The following is a 19,627-nucleotide window of genomic DNA, read 5'->3' as shown; positions in this document are numbered from 1 at the left end:
ACCCGATGAACGCCCGCACCGAAACCGAACTGCTGCTGCCGCCCATGCACTCTCCCGCGCGCCTGTCCAACACACACCTCGATGCGCTGGAAGAGGAAACCGTCTTCATCCTGCGCGAAGTGGCGGCCGCCTTCGAGCGCCCTACGCTGCTGTTCTCGGGCGGCAAGGATTCGCTGGTGCTGCTGAAGTGCGCCGAAAAGGCCTTCGGCGCCGGCCGAATTCCCTACCCGCTCCTGATGATCGACACCGGCCACAACTTCCCCGAAGTGACGGCCTACCGCGACCAGCGCGCTGAGGAACTGGGCGCCGATTTGATCGTGCGCAGCGTCGAGGACTCGATGGCGCGCGGCACCGTGCGGCTGGCGCACCCCGGCGAATCGCGCAATGCGCACCAGTCGGTCACGCTGCTCGAAGCCATCGAGGAATTCCGCTTCGACGCGCTGATCGGCGGCGCGCGCCGCGACGAGGAAAAGGCGCGCGCCAAGGAGCGCATTTTTTCGCACCGCGACAGCTTTGGCCAATGGCAGCCCAAGGACCAGCGCCCCGAGCTGTGGACGCTGTTCAACACCCGCCTCGCACCGGGCGAGCACTTCCGCGTGTTCCCGATCTCGAACTGGACCGAGCTCGACGTCTGGCAATACATCGAACGCGAGCATGTGGGCCTGCCGTCGATCTACTACACGCACAAGCGCGAGGTGGTCGAGCGCCGCGGCCTGCTGGTGCCGGTGACCGACCTCACCCCGGCGCGCGACGGCGAAACCGTGCAGGTACGCGACGTGCGCTTTCGCACCGTGGGCGACATCACGACCACATGCCCGGTCGAGAGCCTCGCGGCCGATGCGGGCGATGTGGTGCTCGAAACGCTGTCGGTCGACGTCAGCGAACGCGGCGCCACCCGGATGGACGACATGACTTCGGAAGCTTCGATGGAAAAACGCAAGAAAGACGGTTACTTCTGATGAGCGCGACGACTGCAACCCCTGCCGGCACCGACATTCACGGGGACACCGGCACCGCCCTGCGCTTCATCACCTGCGGCTCGGTCGACGACGGCAAGAGCACGCTGATCGGCCGCCTGCTGGTCGACAGCAAGACCGTGCTGCAGGACCAGCTCGCCGGCGTGCAGCGCGGCGGCGAAACCGACCTGGCGCTCCTGACCGACGGCCTCTCGGCCGAGCGCGAACAGGGCATCACGATCGACGTGGCCTACCGCTACTTCTCGACCGCCAGGCGCAAGTTCATCATCGGCGACGCGCCGGGCCATGAGCAGTACACCCGCAACATGGTCACGGCCGCCTCGGCCGCCGATGCCGCCGTGGTGCTGGTCGATGCCACCAAGCTGGCCTGGGCCGCCGAGGTGGAAGACGGCACCGTGGTCAAGCGCGAACTGCTGCCGCAGACGCGCCGCCACACGCTGCTCGCCCACCTGCTGCGCGTGCAGTCGATCGTGTTCGCGGTCAACAAGCTCGACGCCATCGACGACGCCGGCCTCGCCTTCGAACGCATCTCGACCGCGCTGAATGCCTTTGCCGAAGCGGCCGGCGTGCAGGTCGCGGCCATCGTGCCGATCTCGGCCCTCAAGGGCTGGAACGTGGCCACGCGCCACGCCGACTGGGTCGGCTACGAGGGCCCGAGCCTGCTCGAGCTGCTCGAAGAGCTGCCGGTCACCGTGCAGGACGAGGCCGTGCCTTTCGCCTTCCCGGTGCAGTGGGTCGAGAAATTCTCGTCCTCGGCCGACACCTCGCAGGGCCGCCGCGTGTTCTGGGGCCGCGTGGCTGCCGGCCATGTCGAACCCGGCCAGCGCGTGACCGTGCTGCCCAGCAACCAGACCGCCACGGTCGCGCAGGTGCTGAGCCACACGCGCCAGCCCAAGGTGGTGCATGCAGGCCACAGCGCCGGCATCGTGCTCGACCGCGAAGTCGATGTGTCGCGCGGCGACTGGCTGCTGGCGCCCGGCGCCTTCGAGCCGGTGCGCGAAATCACCGCCACCGTGGCCTGGCTCGACGACGAGCCGCTGGTCGCGGGCCGCGTGTACTGGGCGCTGCAGGGCCACCGCTGGGTCAAGGCCAAGGTGGCGCGCATCGTCGACCGCGTGAACATCACCACGCTCGAATCCGAGCCCGCAACGCAGCTGGAAGCCAATTCCATCGGCGACGTGGTGCTTTCGCTGCAGCAGCCGCTGGCGGTGCTGCCCTTCACGCAATCGCGCGCCCTGGGCTCGCTGGTGCTGGTCGATACGGCCTCCCACAAGACCGCTGCCGCCGTGCTCGTGCAGCCCGCCGCCGCAAAGGCCTAAAATCTGGGGTTTTCCCCGACCTCACACTGACGTTAGAAGACAAATGACCCACGTCGTCTCCGAAGCCTGCATCCGCTGCAAATACACCGACTGCGTGGACGTATGCCCCGTGGATTGCTTCCGCGAAGGCCCCAACATGCTGGTGATCGACCCGGACGAATGCATCGACTGCGCGGTCTGCATCCCCGAGTGCCCGGTCAATGCGATCTATGCCGAGGAGGACCTCCCGGCCAACCAGATCGCGTTCATCAAGCTCAACGCCGAACTCGCGGTGGCCGATGGCTGGAAGAGCATCACCAAGCGCAAGCCCGCGCTGCCCGACGCCGAAGAGTGGAAAGACAAGACCGACAAGATCGGCGAACTGGTCCGTTGAACCCCGAAGGCCGAGCCCCCGTCGAAACCGATGCGCTGATCATCGGCGCCGGTCCGGTCGGGCTGTTCCAGGCCTTCCAGCTCGGCCTGCTCGAGATCTCCTGCCACATCGTCGATGCGCTGCCCGCCGCGGGCGGCCAGTGCGTGGCGCTCTACGGCGACAAGCCGATCTACGACATTCCGGGCACGCCGGTCACCAGCGGCCGCGGCCTCGCGCAATCGCTGCTCGAGCAGATTGCGCCGTTCAAGCCCCAATTCCATTTCGGCGAGCAGGTGGCCACGCTCGAAAGGCAGGCCGACGAGCGCCTGCTGCTGACCACCTCGGCCGGCACGGCTTTCCTCGCGAAGACGGTGTTCATCGCGGCGGGTGTAGGTGCCTTCGTGCCCAAGCGCATCGCGCTCGAAGGCATCGCGCAGTTCGAAGGCCGCTCGCTTTTCTATCACCCCGATTCGCTGGACCGCTTTGCCGGGCAGGCGGTGGTGGTGAATGGCGGCGACGACATGGCGCTGGAAACCGCCGCCGCGCTCACGGCCATTGCGAAGCAGGTCACGCTGGTCCACCGCCGCGACGGCTTCCAGGCCGATGAAGGCCTGGTCGCCTCGATGCGCGCGCTGGTGGCCGAGGGCAACCTGGCCTTCAAGGTTGGCCAGCCCACCGCCTTCGACGGCAGGCAACTGCAGATCACCACGCCCGATGCAACCACTGCCGATCTGCCGCTCGACGCGCTGATCGCCTGCCTGGGCATCTCGCCGCGCCTCGGCCCGATCGCCGACTGGGGCCTGGAACTCGAGCGCAAGCAGGTGCCGGTCGACACCGAGAAGTACGAAACCCGCGAACGCGGCGTGTTCGCGGTGGGCGACATCAACACCTACCCGGGCAAGAAGAAGCTCATCGTCTGCGGCTTCCACGAGGCCACGCTGGCCGCCTGGGGCGCCACTGCCATCGTGTTCCCGGGCAAGGCCGTACCGCTGCAGTACACGACTACCAGCACGCGGCTGCACGAGCTGCTGGGCGTGGCTAGTTCGCGCTAGGCAGCAGCAGCAGCGCGCGGTATTCGCCGATGAAGCTGCCGATGGCGGCGGCGAATCGGTCGATGTCCGCGTCGGTCAGCGGCAAAGACAGCACGATGAAGCCGCGCGGCGAGGCGTAGATGCCTTCGCCCAGCAGGTGAAAGAACAGCAGCTGCCGCAGCCGCCCGTCGACCGCCGCCAGGTCGTCCACGCACTGCACCTCCCTGCGCACGAAATGCGCGTTCATCAGAGAGCCGGTGCCGGTGAACTGCATGGCCACGCCCTCCTTCGTGCACAGCGCATTGAGCCGCGCGCGCATCGCCTCGCCGCGCTCGGCCAGCGCGCCGGCCGCTTCAGGGGTGAACAGCTTCGTGAGGCCCGCGTACCCGGCCGCCATGGTCATCACGTTGTTGTTGAAGGTGCCCGAATGGGAGAGCGATCCCGTGCGCGGATCGAACTGCGCCATCACGTCCGAACGCCCGCCGAAGGCGCCGAACGACATGCCGCCGCCGATGTACTTGCCGAGCGTGGTGAGATCGGAACGGATGCCGAGCCTGTTGGCCAGGCCCTGCGGCCCCAGGCGCGAGGTCATGACCTCGTCGAAGATCAGCAGCGCACCTACCTTCGCCGCGCCATCGCGAAGTGCTTGCAGGAAGTCGAGGCGCCCCGGAATGCAGCCGCTCGCGCCCTGCATCGGCTCGACCAGGATCGCGGCAATCTCCGGCCCGTGCCTGGCGATCTGCTCGCTCGCAGCCTGCGCATCGTTGTAGGGCAGCACCAGGAAGTCGAAGGGCACCGTGGTCGGCAGCGGCTTGGCGCCGAAGCCGAGCACGCCGCCGTGGTAGCCGCCCGAGAACACCACGATCTTTCGCCTTCCCGTGAAGTGCAGCGCGGCCGTGAGCGCCATCAGGTTGGCCTCGGTGCCCGAGTTGGTGAAGCGCAACTGCTCGATCTGCGGAAAGCGCTCGCAGATGGTCTTCGCGAGCCGGCCTTCGAGCAGGTTGTGGCCCGTGAGGTTGATGCCGCCCTGCATCGCCTCGAGCACCGCATCGCGGATCTCGGGTGCCGAGTGGCCATAGACGCCGGCCGTGTACTCGGCGATGAAGTCGGCATAGCGGTGGCCGTCGGCATCCCAGAGCGCGGCGCCCTCGCCCTTGGCAATGGTGAGCGGAAACGGCGCATAGAAAAGCACCGAGCGGCTGTTGGCGCCGGGCATGTAGCGCGCCTGCGCCTCGAACTGGCGCCGGCTGGCCGGGTTGGCCTCGGTGAAGCGCTGGAAGGCCTGGGCAAGAGACTGGTCGATTGCGGAATCGCTCATGGAACACATCCTCGAAGTGGTGGCATGCAGGTTGCCATATCCGGACCATGATCGATGGTTTGGAGGCAGGGCGCACAGGCTCGTACAATAGTTTCCGCTCTGCGCCACGGCGCGGAGCACCACCGCTAGGGGTGTCGAACCGGAATCCGTTCCGGGGCTGACTGAGAGAGTCCCTTTGAACCTGACTGAGGTAATCCTCGCGCAGGGAAGCTGGTCCGGCGGCCTGTCGCGTTGTCTCGCGCGATGGCCCCACCGCCGGAGCCTCGCCCACCTGCCAAACCTTTTGCACTGGAGCAACTGGATGGCACACGACGACGAACCTTCTTCCGCCAACGAGGCGCTGGCGCCCCTGCCCGCGTCGCAGCGCGCGTTCGGCTGGCACGACCACGCATCGCTCTGGTTCAGCCTGGGCGTCGGGCTGCTGGTGATGCAGATCGGCGCCTACCTGGTGCCGGCGGTGGGCACGCGGGACGCGGCCATCGCGATCGTGCTGGGCTCGCTGCTCGGCGCGGGCCTGCTGGCCTGGACCGCACGGCTCGGCTGCGAGAGCGGCCTGGCGAGCGCCGGGCTGATGCACGCCACCTACGGCAGCGCCTTCGCGCGGCTGCCGGTGCTGCTCAACATCGTGCAGCTGGTGGGCTGGACCACCTTCGAGCTCGTGATCATGCGCGAGGGTACGCAGGCGATCGGCCAGCAGGCCTTCGGCCTGGCGCTCGGCGGACCGCTGGGCGGCGCCCTCACCACGCTGCTCTGGGGCGCGGTGCTGCTGGCGCTTCTGGCCGGCTCCATGGTCAAGCTGGTGCGGCGCTTCGTGAGCCGCTTCGGCCTGCCGCTGGTGGTGCTGTCGCTGCTCTGGCTGAGCTGGCAGTTCGCAACCCGCCTGCAAGCCAAGGGCCTCGACGCCTTCTGGGCCCGGCCGGGCGATGGCGGCATGGGCATGTTCGGCGCGCTCGACCTGGTGATTGCCATGCCGGTCTCATGGCTGCCGCTGGTGGCCGACTACGCGCGCCACGGCAAGCGCAGCGCGGGCGGCCTGGGCAGCGCCTTCAGCGGCACCTGGATCGGCTATGCGCTGGCCAACGTCTGGTGCTATGCGCTCGGCGTGATGGTGGTGAGCGTGGCGGAACCGGGCACAGGCCTGGTCACCGCCCTGCTGCTCGCCCAAGGCGGGCTGGTGGCGCTGGGCCTGATCCTGATCGACGAACTCGACAACGCCTACGGCGATGTGTATTCGGGCTCGGTGTCCACCCACAGCCTGCTGCCGCGCTGGAGCGTGCGGCGCTGGGGCCTCCTGCTCGCGGCGCTGTGCACCGCGCTCGCGCTGGTGCTGCCGATGCATACGCTCGAGCCGTTCCTGCTGATGCTGAGTTCGGTGTTCGTGCCGCTCTACGGCGTGATCCTGGGGCGGCTGGGCACGGGCCAGGCGGTTTCGTCGGTGGGCATGCGTCGGGTCGACCTGGGCGCGGCGCTGATCTGGATTGCGGGCATCGCGGCCTACCATGCGCTCGCCGGGTGGGCGCCGCAGTTCGGCTCGGCACTGCCGACGCTGGCCGCGACCTTCCTGCTGGCCTGGGCCAGCCGGCCCAAGGCTACGCCGACGACGGCAGGCGGTGCGTCGGCACTGGCGCAAAGCCGTGGTTGAGCGGACCGTGTCCCGCGCCGGTCTTCACATGCGCGCCGGCGGCCATCGCGCCGAGGATGTAGGCGCGTGCGCGCTCGACGGCCTCGGGCAACGCCAGCCCCAGCGCCAGGTGCGCGGCAATGGCGGACGACAGCGTGCAGCCCGTGCCATGCAGGTTGCGGCTCGCGATGCGCTGCGAGGCCAGCCGCTTGCGCGTGCCGTCGGATTGCAGCAGCACGTCGACCACCTCGTCGCCCGGCAGGTGCCCGCCCTTGAGCAGCACGGCCTGCGCGCCGAGTGCCAGCAGTTCGTTGGCCGCAACGTCGAGCGCATCGATGCCGTCGATCGCATGGCCGATCAGCAAGGCCGCTTCGTCGAGATTGGGCGTGACCACCACGGCGCGCGGGAACAGCTCGCGCACCAGCACCTGCACGGTTTCCGAAGCTATCAGCCGGTCGCCGCTGGTGGCGACCATCACCGGGTCCAGCACCACGTTGGGCAGCCGGTAGTGATCGATGGCCCAGGCCACCACCTCGACCACCTCGGGTGCATGCAGCATGCCGAGCTTGACCGCATCGACGCCGATGTCCTCGACCACGGCCTGGATCTGCGCCTTGAGGAAAGCAGGCGGCACGCCATGGATGCCCGACACGCCGAGCGTGTTCTGCGCGGTGAGCGCCGTAATGGCTGTCATGCCGTAGCAGCCAAGCGCCGCGAAGGTCTTCAGGTCGGCCTGGATGCCGGCACCGCCGCCGCTGTCGGAGCCGGCGATCGAGAGCACGCGTGCGTAGCGCAGGGGCGCTTGGGGCGCGTCGGAAAGTGCTTGGGTCATGCGGAAAATTATCGGCGACCGGCCCTGCCTTTCTCCCTCCCTGGGGTGGGGGCAAGCGGCGTGTCTACCGCGCGCTCTGCTCGCCCCCATCCCAATCTTCCCCCAGCGGGGGAAGGAGCAAGGCCATGAGCCTCCCATTCCAATCCGCCGCCATCCTCGGCGCGGGCCTCATGGGCCGGCTGCTCGCGGTCACGCTGGCGCAAGCCGGCTGCAAGGTCGAGCTGTTCGAGCTGGGCAGCCCCGAGGCCGAAGGCGCCGCCGCGCGCGTGGCGGCCGCCATGCTCGCGCCGCTGGCCGAATCGGCCGTCGCGCCGGTGCCGGTCGTGCGCATGGGGCAGTACGCGCTGGGCCGCTGGCCCGAACTGCTGGCGCCGCTGGCGCAGCCTGTGTTCTTCCAGCGCGAAGGCACGCTGGTGCTGTGGCACCGCCAGGACGCCGCCGAGGCCGCGCGGCTCGCGCGCGTGCTGGCGCGCACCGGCACGCAGGTGTCCGAGCTCGCCCCGATGCGCACGCTCGACGGCAGCGGGATTGCCGCGCTCGAGCCGTCGCTCGGCCAGCGCTTCGCACAGGGCTTGTTCCTTCCGGGCGAAGGCCAGCTCGACAACCGTGCGCTGCTCGCTTCGCTGCTTGCCACGCTGCAAGCCTGCCCGGGCGTGAAGCTGCATTGGCAGTCGCCACGCGAACCCGGCGATTTTTCTCCGGGCGCGCCGGGCCAGCCCGACTGGGTGATCGACTGCCGCGGCCTCGGTGCCAAGCCGCAGTGGAGCGCGCTGCGCGGCGTGCGCGGCGAGGTCATCCGCGTGCACGCGCCCGAGGTGGCGCTGCAGCGGCCCACGCGGCTGGTGCATCCGCGCTATCCGCTCTACATCGCACCCAAGCCAGGCAGCGTGTTCGTGATCGGCGCGACCGAGATCGAGTCGGACGACATGTCGCCCGCCAGCGTGCGCTCCACGCTCGAACTGCTCAGCGCGGCCTACGCGGTGCACAGCGGCTTCGCCGAAGCCCGCATCCTCGAGATCGCGACCCAATGCCGGCCCACGCTGCCCGACAACCTGCCCGCCATCCGGCAGCCGCAGCCGCGCGTGCTGCAGATCAACGGCCTGTACCGCCACGGTTTCATGATCGCGCCCGCGGTGCTCGATTCGGCCATGGAGCTGCTCGTGCACGGCCGCTCGGCACTGGCGCAGAAGCTCGGCCTGGAGACCTCCCAAGCATGACGATGAACGTCCTGATCAACGACAAGCCCTACACGCTGCCGGACTGCGCCACCGTGATCGACGCGCTGGCCGCACTCGATGCCGTGCCGCCGTTCGCGGTGGCCGTGAACCGCGAGTTCGTGCCGCGCTCGGCCCATGCGGCGCGCGCACTGCAGCCCGAAGACCGCATCGAAGTGATCCGCCCCGTGACCGGCGGCTGAGCCAGGCAACCCACAGAGATGGAGACAACACACACCATGACAACGACCGCATCTTCCAATCCGGACAACGACCCGCTGGTCCTCTACGGCCAGACCTTCCAGAGCCGCCTGCTGCTGGGCACCGCGCGCTATCCCTCGCCGGACCTGCTCGAAGCCGCGGTGAAGCGCGCCAAGCCCGCCATGCTGACGGCCTCGTTGCGCCGCCAGTCCGCCAGCCCCGGCGCGAGCGACAGCGGCAACGGCTTCTGGGAGCTGCTGCGCCGGCTCGCGGTGCCCGTGCTGCCCAACACCGCCGGCTGCCACAGCGTGCAGGAAGTGATTGCCACCGCACAGATGGCACGCGAGCTGTTCGACACGCCGTGGATCAAGCTCGAACTCATCGGCGACGACTACACGCTGCAGCCCGACACGCTGAACCTCGTCGACGCCGCATCGCAGCTGATCCGCGACGGCTTCCAGGTGCTGCCCTATTGCACCGAGGACCTCGTGCTGTGCCAGCGGCTGGTCGACGTCGGCTGCCAGGCCGTGATGCCCTGGGCGGCACCCATCGGCACCGGCCGCGGGCCTGTCAATCCCTACGCGCTGCAGCTGCTGCGCGAGCGGCTCGACGTGCCGATGCTGGTCGATGCGGGCCTGGGCCTGCCATCGCATGCCTGCCAGGTCATGGAATGGGGCTACGACGGCGTGCTGCTCAACACCGCCGTGGCGCTGGCGCAGGACCCGGTGTCGATGGCCGGCGCATTTGCCGACGCCGTGCAGGCCGGCCGCGCGGCCCACCGCGCCGGTGCCATGGCCGCGCAGGACTCGGCGCAGCCCAGCACGCCGGTGCTCGGCACGCCCTTCTGGCATCACGCAGCATGAACGCTTCAACCGATTCCCGCGCCATCTCCCACCCCATCGTCGCAGCCCACGGGCTGCGCTTCGGCTCCGCCACGGCCGCGGCCATTTCGGCCGGCCGCTTTTCCTCGGACGATCCGGTGTATCGCGGCGCGAAGCAGGCCTGCACCGCGCTCGGCTTCATCGAGATCGATGCCGAATGCCTGGCGCGGGCCTGGCAGGCGCAGACCGTGCGCAACGGCACCTTCGATGCCAACCAGTGGCCCGAGACGCCCGCCGATTTCGGCATGCGCGCGTTTCCGCCCACCGAACGCGCCGACGCCTTCGCGCCCTGCCCCGAGCGGCTCGGCCTCTACGCCGTGCTGCCCGATGCGCAATGGGTCGGCCGCATGGCGCGCGCCGGCGTTCCCACGGTGCAGCTGCGCTTCAAGTCCGACGACGCGGCAGCCACTGAACACGAAGTGCATGCGGCCGTCGATGCCGTGCGCGGCACGGGCGCGCTGCTCTTCATCAACGACCACTGGCAGACGGCCATCGCCGCGGGTGCCTATGGCGTGCACCTGGGCCAGGAAGACCTCGACGCGCTCTCGCCCGAACAGGTGCGGCAGATCCGCGATGCGGGCCTGCGGCTCGGCGTCAGCACCCACGGCTATGCCGAGATGGTGCGCGCCGATGCGGTGAGCCCGAGCTACATCGCGATGGGCGCGGTGTATCCGACCACCCTCAAGAAGATGGCGACCGCGCCGCAGGGCGTGGCGCGTCTTGCGGCCTATGCGCGCCTGCTGCGCGGCTATCCGCAGGTGGGCATCGGCGGCATCGATGCGGTGCGGCTGCCAGAGGTGCTGGCCACCGGCGTCGGCTCGGTCGCCGTGGTACGCGCGCTGGTCGCCGCAGAAGATCCCGAGGCCACGGCCGCGCAATGGATGGCGGCCATGGGCGCCGCCTCCGCATGAATGAACCAATGACACAAAAGCAATTCCGATCCTGGCCGCTGTTGCCGATCTCTCATGCAGTGGGCATCGCCCTTCTTCTGGCGGCCGGCGGCGCGCAGGCCCAGCAGCCAACCGATCTGCCCGCCATCACGGTGAACGAAAGCAGCGCAGCCCCGCAAGCCGACGTGAGCGGCTTCGGCGACGTGCCGCTGCGCGAACTTCCGCTCTCGGCCACGGTGGTCGACAGCACGCAGCTTCGCGCGAGCGGCGCGCGCCGCCTCGCCGACCTCACACAGTTCGATTCGTCGGTGACCGATGCCTACAACTCGGCCGGCTACTGGGACTACCTCACGGTGCGCGGCTTCGTGCTGGACAACCGCTTCAACTACCGGCGCGAGGGCCTGCCGATCAGCGCAGAGACATCGATCCCGCTCGACAACAAGGAGCGCATCGAGATCCTGCGCGGCACCAGCGGCATCCAGGCCGGCACCAGCGCGCCGGGCGGCCTGATCAACTACGTGGTCAAGCGGCCCACCGAGCAGGACCTGCGCACGCTGCGCATCGAAACCACCAGCCGCGGCAGCGTGCACGGCGCGCTCGACCTGGGCGGGCGCTTCGGTGCGAACCGCGAGTTCGGCTATCGCCTCAACGTGGCGAACGAAAACCTCAGGCCGCTCGTGCACAACCTCGACGGCAACCGCAATCTGTTCTCGCTGGCGGGCGACTGGCGCATCACGCGCGATTCGGTGCTCGAGTTCGAAATCGAGCGCAGCCACAAGACGCAGCCAAGCCAGAACGGCTTCAGCCTGCTGGGCAGCACGCTGCCCGCGCCAGTGGACCCCAAGATCAACCTCAACAACCAGCCGTGGTCGCAGCCTTCGGAGTTCAACGCGCTCACAGGCAGCGTGCGCTTCAGCCAGGCGCTCAATGCCAACTGGCGCTGGAGCGCGCAGATCGGCCAGCAAAGGCTCAAGACCGATGACCGGCTGGCCTATGCCTTCGGCTGCGGTGCCGAGGGCAATTACGACCGCTACTGCTCCGACGGCACCTTCGACTTCTACGACTTCCGCAGCGAGAACGAGCGGCGCACGCAGACTGCCGGCAGCCTGAATCTCAAGGGCAACGTGATGACCGGCAGCGTGCGGCACGAGCTCGGCTTCGGCCTGCTCGCGAGCCGCGTGCGCAACCGCTTCCAGGACCAGGCCTACAACTACGTCGGCACCGGCAACGTCTGGGCCACCGCCATCGTGCCGCCCGACCCCACGCTGACCGACGCCAACACCAACCGCGACGAGCGTTCCACCGAGCTCTCGGTGCAGGACGCGATCCGCTGGAACAGCCGTTTCACCACCTGGCTCGGCGTGCGCCACACGCGGCTGGACCGCGACAGCATCCGCACCGATGGCACGCGCCCCACCGGCTACAAGGACGGCATCACCACCCCATGGATCGCCGCCAGCTTCGCCATCCAGCCGGGTCTCCTGGCCTATGCGAGCTGGGGCAAGGGCGTCGAGTCGCAGGTGGTGCCGAACAAGAGCTCGCAATACACCAATGCCGGCGAGGCGCTGCCCGCGCTGACCTCGCGCCAATGGGAGCTCGGGCTCAAGGGCGGCAGCGACGCCTTCGCCTGGCAGCTCGCATGGTTCGACATCAAGCGCCCGATGACGAACCTCGATGCCTGCAACCGGCTCGGCACCACGCCCTGCGACGGACGCTACGACGGCAGCGCCGTGCACCGCGGACTCGAAGCGGGCGCGCAGTGGAACACGGGGCCCTGGCGCCTTGCGGGCAGCCTGACATTGATCGATGCCAAGCGCCGCGGAAGCACGGCCGAGCCCGTCACCAACGGCCAGTCGCCCACCAACGTGCCCAAGCAGGTGCTGCGCGCGCAGGCCGGCTACCGCGTGGCTTCGGTGCCGGGCCTCGAGCTGCTCGGACAGCTCTCGCATGAAGGCCGCCGCAACGTGCTGCCCGATGGTTCGATCGCGCTGCCCTCATGGACACGCGTCGATGCGGTGCTGCGCTACGACACGCGGATGCGCGGCGTAAACACGAGCTGGAGCATCGCCATCGACAACCTGTTCGACCGCCGCTACTGGAAGGAATCGCCCTACCAGTTCGGCCACGTCTATCTCTTTCCAGGTGCGCCGCGCACGCTGCGCCTGGGGTTGAGCGTGTCGCTCTGAGCGCGGGCCCAAAAAATTTTCAGAAATTTATTACGTCCGCATTGGTGTACTCAAACGACGCAAAAAACCACGCTATAATCTGAGGCTTGTTCCTCGATAGCTCAGTCGGTAGAGCGCCGGACTGTTAATCCGTAGGTCCCTGGTTCGAGCCCAGGTCGAGGAGCCACTACAAGCCGCAAGGCCTCTGGATGCCCCGCTACTCACAAGGTAGCGGGGCATTTCCTTTTGGGGCGCCTCACCCCATCTTCGGCAGCCCGAATCCGAAGCCGAAGACGGATCCGCTCTTCTTGGCCTTCGCCGGCTCGGGCTCATCTTCTCGCGGCCCTACATCGAGATCCTCGACCAACTTCTGCAGTTCGAGCAAGCCGGCGGCCATCGCGGCCTTGTAGGTCTTCATGGACCTCGACTGCTGGCCGAGAACATGCCAGCCTTCGCCCTCGAACTCGATCAGGCGCCAGCGGTAGGCGCCCTCTTCCTCTTCGATCACGGTGACTGCAATCCGGCGGAGTGGCTGCATGGCGCGATGCTCGTCCGGATCCGCGCTTCGGCATGTCGGACAACCTCGACTGTCCGGTCGCATCAGACAAAAAAACGCCCAGCACAAGGCTGGGCGGAATCCTCGGCGATGTCGCCAAGGGCCCCGCAAAACCAAGATTCGGGGGCAACTGCAAAAGGGGGTTCGGGCGCAATATTACTGTATATTCATACAGTCTTGATGCGGAGGGTCGAGATACCCGTTCGAAGGTCAGGCGCTTTCCAGCAAGAAGACGCAGGAGAAATGAACATGAACCAAGCCGAACTCTTTTATCCCCAGGCTCCGGCTCCAACCCAAGGGGCCGCGCTCCCGCAGGCCGATGTTTCGGAAGACCCGCCCTTCAGGTTCGAAGACATCGAGCCCGAACCCCGGGTTGCCTATACCGTGCGGCTTGCCGACTACCCGCACCCGGCAGCGGACGCCGTCAAGGTCTCGGAGCAGCGCTTCCGGCGCGAACTCGACCGGCATCTCGGCGGCGACGTCATGCGCGCACTGCGCGCGTTCCACAATGCCAGCGAGTCCAGCGAAACCGACCTCACCAGAGAAGAGATGGCGCTCGCCAGGCGATGGATGAAGGCCTACGACGCGGCCCGAACTGCCGGCTTTCGCGACCTTGGGGACACCGATGAAGCGTTCTTCGACGTGCGGCCAGTCTGAGTGAGCATCCGGCCTGTTGTGGCCGTGCAGCCGGTCCGACGCCTGTAGGGTGATCCGCACGAATCTCATCGACGCAGGCTGAACACGAACCGCCACGGTTGGGTCATGATGTTCTCATCGTGCCAGCGACACCCATTGAGTACCTGCTCGAACTCGAACATGCCAGGTTCCCGGTTCACGTCCGGGATCCGGAGTTGATCCAGGCCATCGCGACGCTCAAGGCCCTGGGCTGCGTCGAAGCGGACATCTCCCCGCCGCTCGATCTTCGCAGTTCGTTCAGGAACTACGAATCCGCGGTGGTCGTGAAGATCACCTCGGAAGGAATCACGGAACTCGCACTGGCGTACGGGTAACCGCCTCCTTCACCCGCTTCAGGTTCTTCCAGCCTGGGACGAGTGGCTCATCCCTTCCTTCGAGTTCGTCTGCTCACCGACACGGTGGAACGGGCCGCACAAGCCCCATCGATGGAGTGCTACGTCCCTGCGGCAAAGCAAAAAAGAGGGTATATCCCAGAATACAAATTGGGCGCCGAACGGTAACGACGCGTACATTAGCGCCAACGTACTATCGCCTTGCGCCATGCACTTGAAATCTCTACTCATCACCGCGCTGCTGCTTGTTGCAGGCGGTCTGTTCTGGTGGTGGGCCTCCGGCGGCGGATTCATTGCCGTGATTGTTGCCATTGGCCTGGGCGCCGTGCTCTTCCTGGTCCTTCGAGGAAACCGGTCCGTCAAGGACGAACTCGACGCGCAGGCCCCCGACAAGGATCCGGGCAACAAGGAATCCTGAGCCGGGGCGCCGGCCTCAGCGCAGCGCAAACGCCAGCGTCACCGCACCCAGGGCCAGCAGCGCGAGGCCCGCGATGAAGACCATCTCGCCCCAGGCTTCCAGCCGCACGCCCGAGCCGCGCGAGCGCATCGAGATGAAAGACAGCAGTGCACTGGCCAGGAAGACCAGCGCGTCGATGGCCAGCAGGCGGTCGATCAGCAGCCGCAGGTCGTCGCGCGGGCCCAGGTGGCCGATCGACATCACGGTCATGCACACGCCGATCATGGTGGCCGACGTGGGCAGGATGTGCGCCGAAAGGCCGCCCTCGGATGAAGCCATCTTTTGTACTGGCGCGGGCTTCAGCCGATCCGCACCGGCACGAAGATCTTGTCCTCGCCGCGCTGGATCAGCAGCGCCACCGACTTGTCGGCCTTGGCCACCACCTCGCGCACCTGCTCCAGGCTCCTGGCGGGCGTGCCGTTGATGGCCAGCAGCACGTCGCCCGCCTGCACCCCGGCCATGGCGGACGGCCCCGCCACATCCTCGACGAGCAGCCCGTTCTCGATGGCGGCTTCGCGCTTTTCCTGAGGCTGCAGCGGCCGTAGCGCAAGGCCGAGCTTGCCCTGCCCCGCCGCACTGTCGTTCTTGGCAACCTGCACCGGCTTGTCGCTCGCATCGCCGAGCTTGGCCGAAAGCTCCTGCCGCTCGCCCTGGCGCCAGACTTCGAGCGTGACCTTCTTGCCCGGCGTCTGCTGCCCGATGACCGCAGGCAGGTCGCCCGACGAGACGATGGGCTGGCCGTCGACCTTGCGGATCACGTCGCCCGCCTTCAGGCCGGCCTTGTCGCCGGGGCCGCCCTTCTCGATGTTGGAGACCAGTGCACCCTCTGGCTTATCGAGCTTGAAGGAATCGGCAAAGGCCTGGTTCACTTCCTGCACCGCCACGCCGAGCCGCGCATGCGTGGCCTTGCCGGTCGCGACGATCTGGTCTTTCACCTGCACCGCCACATCGATCGGAATGGCAAAGGACACGCCCTGGTAGCCGCCGCTGCGGCTGTAGATCTGCGAGTTGATGCCAACCACTTCGCCACGCGTGTTGAGCAGCGGGCCGCCGGAGTTGCCGGGGTTCACCGCCACGTCGGTCTGGATGAACGGCACGTAGCTGTCGTCGGGCAGCGAGCGGCCCTTGGCGCTCACCACGCCGGCCGTCACCGTGCTCTCGAAGCCGAAGGGCGAGCCGATGGCCAGCACCCATTCGCCGACCTTCAGGTCCTTGGTGTTGCCGAGCGCGAGCGTGGGCAGGTTCTTGGCGTCGATCTTGAGCACCGCGATGTCGGTCTTGGCGTCGGCGCCGAGCACCTTCGCGCGGTATTCGCGCCGGTCGGTCAGCTTGACGGTGACCTCCTTGGCATCCTTCACGACGTGGGCGTTGGTCATGATGATGCCGTCGGGGCTCACGATGAAGCCCGAACCCTGCGCCCGCACCGGCACCTCGCGCTGCTGGGCGCGCGGGCCCATCTGGCCCTGGAAGCGGCGGAAGAACTGGAACATCGGATCGTCCGGATCGATGCCCTGCATCTCGGCTGCGGCCTGGTCCTCGGACGCCTTGGCGGTGCCGGTCACGCTGATGTTGACCACCGCAGGGCCGTCACGCGAGGTGATGGTGGAGAAGTCGGGCAGCGTCACCATGGCCGCGGGCGCCACGCTCGTGGCATTGGTGGTCGGCGCATTCACGGCGCGGGCACTGGTGTAGGCGCCGGCACCGACGGCACCGATCACCCCGGCGGTCGCCAGGGCAAGAACCAGGGCATGGGGAGAAGTCAGGCGGGTGTTCATTTCTAGCTTTCCTTTCAATGCGTCTGCACGCAAACACGATGGAAGGAATGTCGGCCCGCCGGCTTAAGCGCGGCTTAAACCGCGGACGGCGGTTCAGGCCTTGGCGGCAAAGCGCACCAGTACCCGCAAGCCGCCCAGCGCCGGCGAAGCCGCAAGCGCGACCGTGGCGCCGTGCATCTCGGCGATCGACTTCACGATCGCCAGCCCGAGGCCGCTGCCCGGCGCCTGCGGCTCGCCCGAGCGGTAGAAGCGGTCGAGCACGCGCTCGCGCTCGTCCTCGGGCAAGCCGGGGCCGCTGTCGTCCACGCTCAGCTCCACCGCCGTGCCCAGGCTTGCTATGCCGACGTCGACCCGTCCCTCTTCGGGCGTGTACTTGACGGCGTTGTCGATCAGGTTGCGCAGCAGCATGCGCAGCGCCTCGGGCTGGCCGTTCACCACGGCCGGGTCGGCATGCGAGATGCCGATGTCGATGCGCCGGGCCTGCGCGGCCGCGACTGCATCCGAGATGGCCAGGCGCGCCACTTCGCTAAGGTCGACCGGTTCCGGCTTGGCCCCCGCAGCCATGCTGGCCTCGTGCCGGGCCAGGGCGAGCATCTGCTCGACCAGGCGCGTCGCGCGGTCGATGCCTGCCACCAGCCGGCTCACCGCGAGTTCGCGCGACGCGGCATCGGAGGCGCGCTGCAGGCCCTGCACCTGCAGCTTGAGCGCGGCCAGCGGCGAGCGCAGCTCGTGCGCGGCATCGGCCACGAAGTGCTTCTGCGCGTCGAAGGCCTGCCGCACCCGGTCGAACAGGAGGTTGAGCTCCTGCACCAGAGGACGCACCTCGTCGGGCAGGTTCTCCTCGCTCACGGGAGAAAGATCGTCGGCCTGCCGCGACGCGACCTGCCCCCGCACGCGCGCCACCGGCGCGAGCGACCGGCTCACCACCCACCACACCACCAGCATGAGCAGCGGCGCCATCAGCGCCACCGGCGCGATGGTGCGCAGGGCCAGTGCGCCGGCCATGTTGCGGCGCGCCGCCATGTCCTGCGCGACCTGGATCACCAGCCCGCTCGTCTGCATCGAGAACACGCGGTAGGTGGTGCCGCGCGCGCGCACGTCGGCAAAGCCCAGCACCGCCAGCTGCGGCAGCGCGGCCTGCTCGGCCGATTCGAAGATGCGCACGCCGTCGGCGGTCCACACCTGCACCACGAAGTCGAAGTTCTGCTCGCCGCTGCCCAGGCCGCCCACGGCCGCGCTCGGCGGCAAGCCCGCGCGCAGCGACAGCGCCATCTGCTGCATGTGGTAGTCGAAGATCTCGTCGGCCTCCTTCAGCACCGTGCGATAGGCCACCAGCGCCTGCGCGCCGGCGGCCAGCACGATGGCCGCGAGCAAAAACCACAGCAGGCGCGCACGCAGCGATCCGGTCAGCGTGCGGATCATGCCTTCGGCACCATGTAGCCGACGCCTCGCACGTTGCGGATCAGCTCTGCGCCGAGTTTCTTGCGCAGGCCGTGCACGTAGACCTCGACCGCATTGCTGCTGATTTCATCCTTCCAGCTGTAGAGCTTTTCCTCGAGCTGGGCGCGCGACAGCACCATGCCGGGCCGCGCGATCAGCGGTTCGAGCACGGCCCATTCGCGCGCCGAAAGCACCACCGGCTGGCCATCCACCGCGACCTCGCGCGTGGCGGGGTTGATGCTCACGCCCATGTGTTCGTAGACCGGCTCGGCGCGCCCCGCGGCGCGGCGCAGCAGGGCGCGGATGCGGGCCAGCAGCTCGTCGAGGTCGTAGGGCTTCAGCACGTAGTCGTCGGCCCCCGCGTCGAGCCCTTCGATGCGCTGCTGCACCGAGTCGCGCGCGGTGGCAATCAGCACCGGCATGCGCTGCTTGCGGGCGCGCAGGCTGCGCAGCACCTCGAGCCCGTCGCGGCGCGGCACGCCCAGGTCGAGCAGCACGAGGTCGTACTGCTGGGTGCGCAGTGCGGACTCGGCCGCCTCGCCGTCCTTCACCCAGTCCACCGCGTACTGCTCGGCACGCAGCAGGTCTAGCACGGCCTCGCCGATCATCACGTCGTCTTCGAGAAGCAGGAGTCGCATGGTGTTGTCTTGTCCATTTCGGGATTCGAGGCGGCGGCCGTGCGGAAGTTCATCTCACAGCAGCGACCGGACTTCGCGCGCCGCCTCGAAGAGCAGCGGCAGCATCTCGCGCTGGAGCGTCTCCTCCTGGTAGCGCGTGCCGGACAGCACCACGTTGAGCGCGGCCACCGTGCGGCCCTGCATGTCGCGCAGCGGCACCGCCAGCGCCTGCACGCCGAGCTCGTGCTCTTCGCTGGCAAAGCAGTAATCGTCCTTGCGCACGCGGGCGATCAGCTGGCGCAGGCCGCGCGCCTGGGTGGTGGTGTGCGGCGTGAGCCGCGCAAGGTGGCGCCCCTTGAGCCACTGCGTGAACTGGGCCGGCGCCATGGCCGCGAGCAGCACCCGGCCTGTCGAGGTGGCATGGGCCGGCAAGCGGGCGCCCAAGTGCAGGCCATAGGCCAGCACGCGGGTCGGCGTGCCGTAGGCGCCGCTGCGCGCGATGATGACCGCCTCTTCGCCATCGAGCACCACGGCCGAGAACGATTCGCCGGTCTGCGCCGCCAGCCGGTTCAGCGTGGGCTGCAATGCGCGCGGCAGGCGCGACGACGCCAGGTAGCTGCCCGAGAAGCGCAGCACCTTGGGCGCCATCCAGAAATAGCTGCCGTCGGTCTCCAGGTAGCCCAGGTGGGCCAGCGTGAGCAGGTGCCGGCGCGCAGCGGCACGCGTGAGGCCGGCGCGCTCGGCGGCCAGCGTGGCGTTGAGGCGCTGGCGCTCGGTGTCGAAGCTTTCGAGCACGGCCATTCCCTTGGCGATGCCCTCGATGAAGTCGGCCTTGGCGATGGTCATTTCGGTCAAATCTGCGAAGTGTTGCGCGATGATCGCGCAGCCATTCGCATGATCGCACAGAGCCTTGCCGCACGCCGCGACATCCGGCCGCACACGTCCTACGCTCT

The 19,627-nt window shown here is 68.3% G+C and carries 21 protein-coding genes, 1 tRNA gene and 1 riboswitch; of the genes, 14 read left to right on the top strand and 8 right to left on the bottom strand.

Annotated features, from left to right (window positions below):
- Positions 1-5 precede the first annotated feature (5 nt).
- From cysD to IB278_RS17610, 4 genes are read left to right on the top strand one after another with little or no spacing between them, the layout of a single operon-like run.
- Positions 6-959 (top strand): sulfate adenylyltransferase subunit CysD, encoded by a 954-nt coding sequence (gene cysD / locus IB278_RS17625; protein ID WP_192324549.1) that lies wholly within the window; start codon positions 6-8, stop codon positions 957-959.
- Positions 959-2,296 carry a sulfate adenylyltransferase subunit 1 gene (locus IB278_RS17620; RefSeq protein WP_145743702.1) on the top strand — a complete coding sequence of 446 codons (1,338 nt, stop codon included), beginning with the start codon at positions 959-961 and terminating at the stop codon, positions 2,294-2,296. Before cysD ends, IB278_RS17620 begins: the two co-directional genes overlap by 1 nt.
- Before the next feature lie 43 nt (positions 2,297-2,339).
- On the top strand, positions 2,340-2,669 hold the full coding sequence (fdxA, locus tag IB278_RS17615; RefSeq protein WP_145743700.1) for a ferredoxin FdxA: 330 nt from the start codon (positions 2,340-2,342) through the stop codon (positions 2,667-2,669).
- Entirely contained in the window at positions 2,666-3,700 is a 1,035-nt protein-coding gene (locus IB278_RS17610) for an NAD(P)/FAD-dependent oxidoreductase (RefSeq protein ID WP_192324547.1), read from the top strand. The genes fdxA and IB278_RS17610 overlap by 4 nt, the downstream gene beginning before the upstream one ends.
- Here IB278_RS17610 and IB278_RS17605 read toward each other — a convergent pair.
- On the bottom strand, positions 3,687-4,997 hold the full coding sequence (locus IB278_RS17605) for an aspartate aminotransferase family protein (protein WP_192324545.1): 1,311 nt from the start codon (positions 4,995-4,997) through the stop codon (positions 3,687-3,689). The two genes, IB278_RS17610 and IB278_RS17605, sit on opposite strands and share 14 nt — an antisense overlap.
- Positions 4,998-5,114: 117 nt before the next feature.
- Positions 5,115-5,222, top strand: a riboswitch (TPP riboswitch).
- A gap of 76 nt (positions 5,223-5,298) precedes the next feature.
- Here IB278_RS17605 and IB278_RS17600 point away from each other — a divergent pair.
- Positions 5,299-6,639, top strand: coding sequence for a purine-cytosine permease family protein (locus IB278_RS17600; protein ID WP_192324543.1), 1,341 nt, complete (start codon positions 5,299-5,301; stop codon positions 6,637-6,639).
- Here the strand turns inward: IB278_RS17600 and thiD are convergent.
- Positions 6,587-7,450 (bottom strand): bifunctional hydroxymethylpyrimidine kinase/phosphomethylpyrimidine kinase, encoded by an 864-nt coding sequence (thiD, locus tag IB278_RS17595; protein WP_145743693.1) that lies wholly within the window; start codon positions 7,448-7,450, stop codon positions 6,587-6,589. The genes IB278_RS17600 and thiD overlap by 53 nt on opposite strands.
- 125 nt (positions 7,451-7,575) lie before the next feature.
- Between thiD and IB278_RS17590 the strand changes: the two genes are divergently transcribed.
- From IB278_RS17590 to IB278_RS17565, 6 genes are all read left to right on the top strand, one after another.
- Complete coding sequence (locus IB278_RS17590) at positions 7,576-8,667, top strand: FAD-dependent oxidoreductase (RefSeq protein WP_192324541.1); 1,092 nt, start codon at positions 7,576-7,578, stop codon at positions 8,665-8,667.
- Positions 8,664-8,867 carry a sulfur carrier protein ThiS gene (gene thiS, locus IB278_RS17585; protein WP_192324539.1) on the top strand — a complete coding sequence of 68 codons (204 nt, stop codon included), beginning with the start codon at positions 8,664-8,666 and terminating at the stop codon, positions 8,865-8,867. Before IB278_RS17590 ends, thiS begins: the two co-directional genes overlap by 4 nt.
- Before the next feature lie 36 nt (positions 8,868-8,903).
- Positions 8,904-9,728 (top strand): thiazole synthase, encoded by an 825-nt coding sequence (locus IB278_RS17580; RefSeq protein WP_145743688.1) that lies wholly within the window; start codon positions 8,904-8,906, stop codon positions 9,726-9,728.
- Positions 9,725-10,657 (top strand): thiamine phosphate synthase, encoded by a 933-nt coding sequence (gene thiE / locus IB278_RS17575; RefSeq protein ID WP_192324537.1) that lies wholly within the window; start codon positions 9,725-9,727, stop codon positions 10,655-10,657. The genes IB278_RS17580 and thiE overlap by 4 nt, the downstream gene beginning before the upstream one ends.
- Positions 10,654-12,822 (top strand): TonB-dependent siderophore receptor, encoded by a 2,169-nt coding sequence (locus tag IB278_RS17570; RefSeq protein ID WP_192324535.1) that lies wholly within the window; start codon positions 10,654-10,656, stop codon positions 12,820-12,822. Before thiE ends, IB278_RS17570 begins: the two co-directional genes overlap by 4 nt.
- Before the next feature lie 90 nt (positions 12,823-12,912).
- A tRNA-Asn gene (locus tag IB278_RS17565) sits at positions 12,913-12,988 on the top strand.
- 69 nt (positions 12,989-13,057) lie between these two features.
- On the opposite strand, the gene IB278_RS17560 is transcribed toward IB278_RS17565, so the two are convergent.
- Positions 13,058-13,309, bottom strand: a complete 252-nt coding sequence (locus tag IB278_RS17560; RefSeq protein ID WP_261380293.1) for a hypothetical protein — start codon at positions 13,307-13,309, stop codon at positions 13,058-13,060.
- Positions 13,310-13,606: 297 nt separating this feature from the next.
- Between IB278_RS17560 and IB278_RS17555 the strand changes: the two genes are divergently transcribed.
- From IB278_RS17555 to IB278_RS17545, 3 genes are all read left to right on the top strand, one after another.
- Positions 13,607-14,014 (top strand): hypothetical protein, encoded by a 408-nt coding sequence (locus IB278_RS17555; RefSeq protein ID WP_145743681.1) that lies wholly within the window; start codon positions 13,607-13,609, stop codon positions 14,012-14,014.
- A 119-nt stretch (positions 14,015-14,133) separates the two neighbouring features.
- Entirely contained in the window at positions 14,134-14,367 is a 234-nt protein-coding gene (locus tag IB278_RS17550; protein WP_145743679.1) for a hypothetical protein, read from the top strand.
- 226 nt (positions 14,368-14,593) lie between these two features.
- Positions 14,594-14,803 (top strand): hypothetical protein, encoded by a 210-nt coding sequence (locus IB278_RS17545; protein WP_145743677.1) that lies wholly within the window; start codon positions 14,594-14,596, stop codon positions 14,801-14,803.
- Between the two features lie 15 nt (positions 14,804-14,818).
- On the opposite strand, the gene IB278_RS17540 is transcribed toward IB278_RS17545, so the two are convergent.
- From IB278_RS17540 to IB278_RS17520, 5 genes are all read right to left on the bottom strand, one after another.
- Positions 14,819-15,121, bottom strand: coding sequence for a hypothetical protein (locus IB278_RS17540; protein ID WP_145743675.1), 303 nt, complete (start codon positions 15,119-15,121; stop codon positions 14,819-14,821).
- A 20-nt stretch (positions 15,122-15,141) separates the two neighbouring features.
- The gene (locus IB278_RS17535) at positions 15,142-16,617 is read right to left on the bottom strand and encodes a DegQ family serine endoprotease (RefSeq protein ID WP_145743673.1); all 1,476 of its coding nucleotides are present in this window, start codon (positions 16,615-16,617) and stop codon (positions 15,142-15,144) included.
- Between the two features lie 93 nt (positions 16,618-16,710).
- Positions 16,711-18,039, bottom strand: coding sequence for an ATP-binding protein (locus IB278_RS17530; RefSeq protein ID WP_145743672.1), 1,329 nt, complete (start codon positions 18,037-18,039; stop codon positions 16,711-16,713).
- Positions 18,036-18,695, bottom strand: a complete 660-nt coding sequence (locus IB278_RS17525; protein WP_028256376.1) for a response regulator — start codon at positions 18,693-18,695, stop codon at positions 18,036-18,038. Before IB278_RS17525 ends, IB278_RS17530 begins: the two co-directional genes overlap by 4 nt.
- 54 nt (positions 18,696-18,749) lie before the next feature.
- Positions 18,750-19,520, bottom strand: coding sequence for an IclR family transcriptional regulator C-terminal domain-containing protein (locus tag IB278_RS17520; RefSeq protein WP_145743670.1), 771 nt, complete (start codon positions 19,518-19,520; stop codon positions 18,750-18,752).
- Between the last annotated feature and the right edge of the window lie 107 nt (positions 19,521-19,627).

Source organism: Variovorax sp. VRV01 (assembly GCF_014852545.1).
GTDB lineage: Bacteria > Pseudomonadota > Gammaproteobacteria > Burkholderiales > Burkholderiaceae_C > Variovorax > Variovorax beijingensis_A.
The sequence above is the reverse complement of the archived record's forward strand: the minus strand, read 5'-3'. Positions and strand labels throughout refer to the sequence as shown.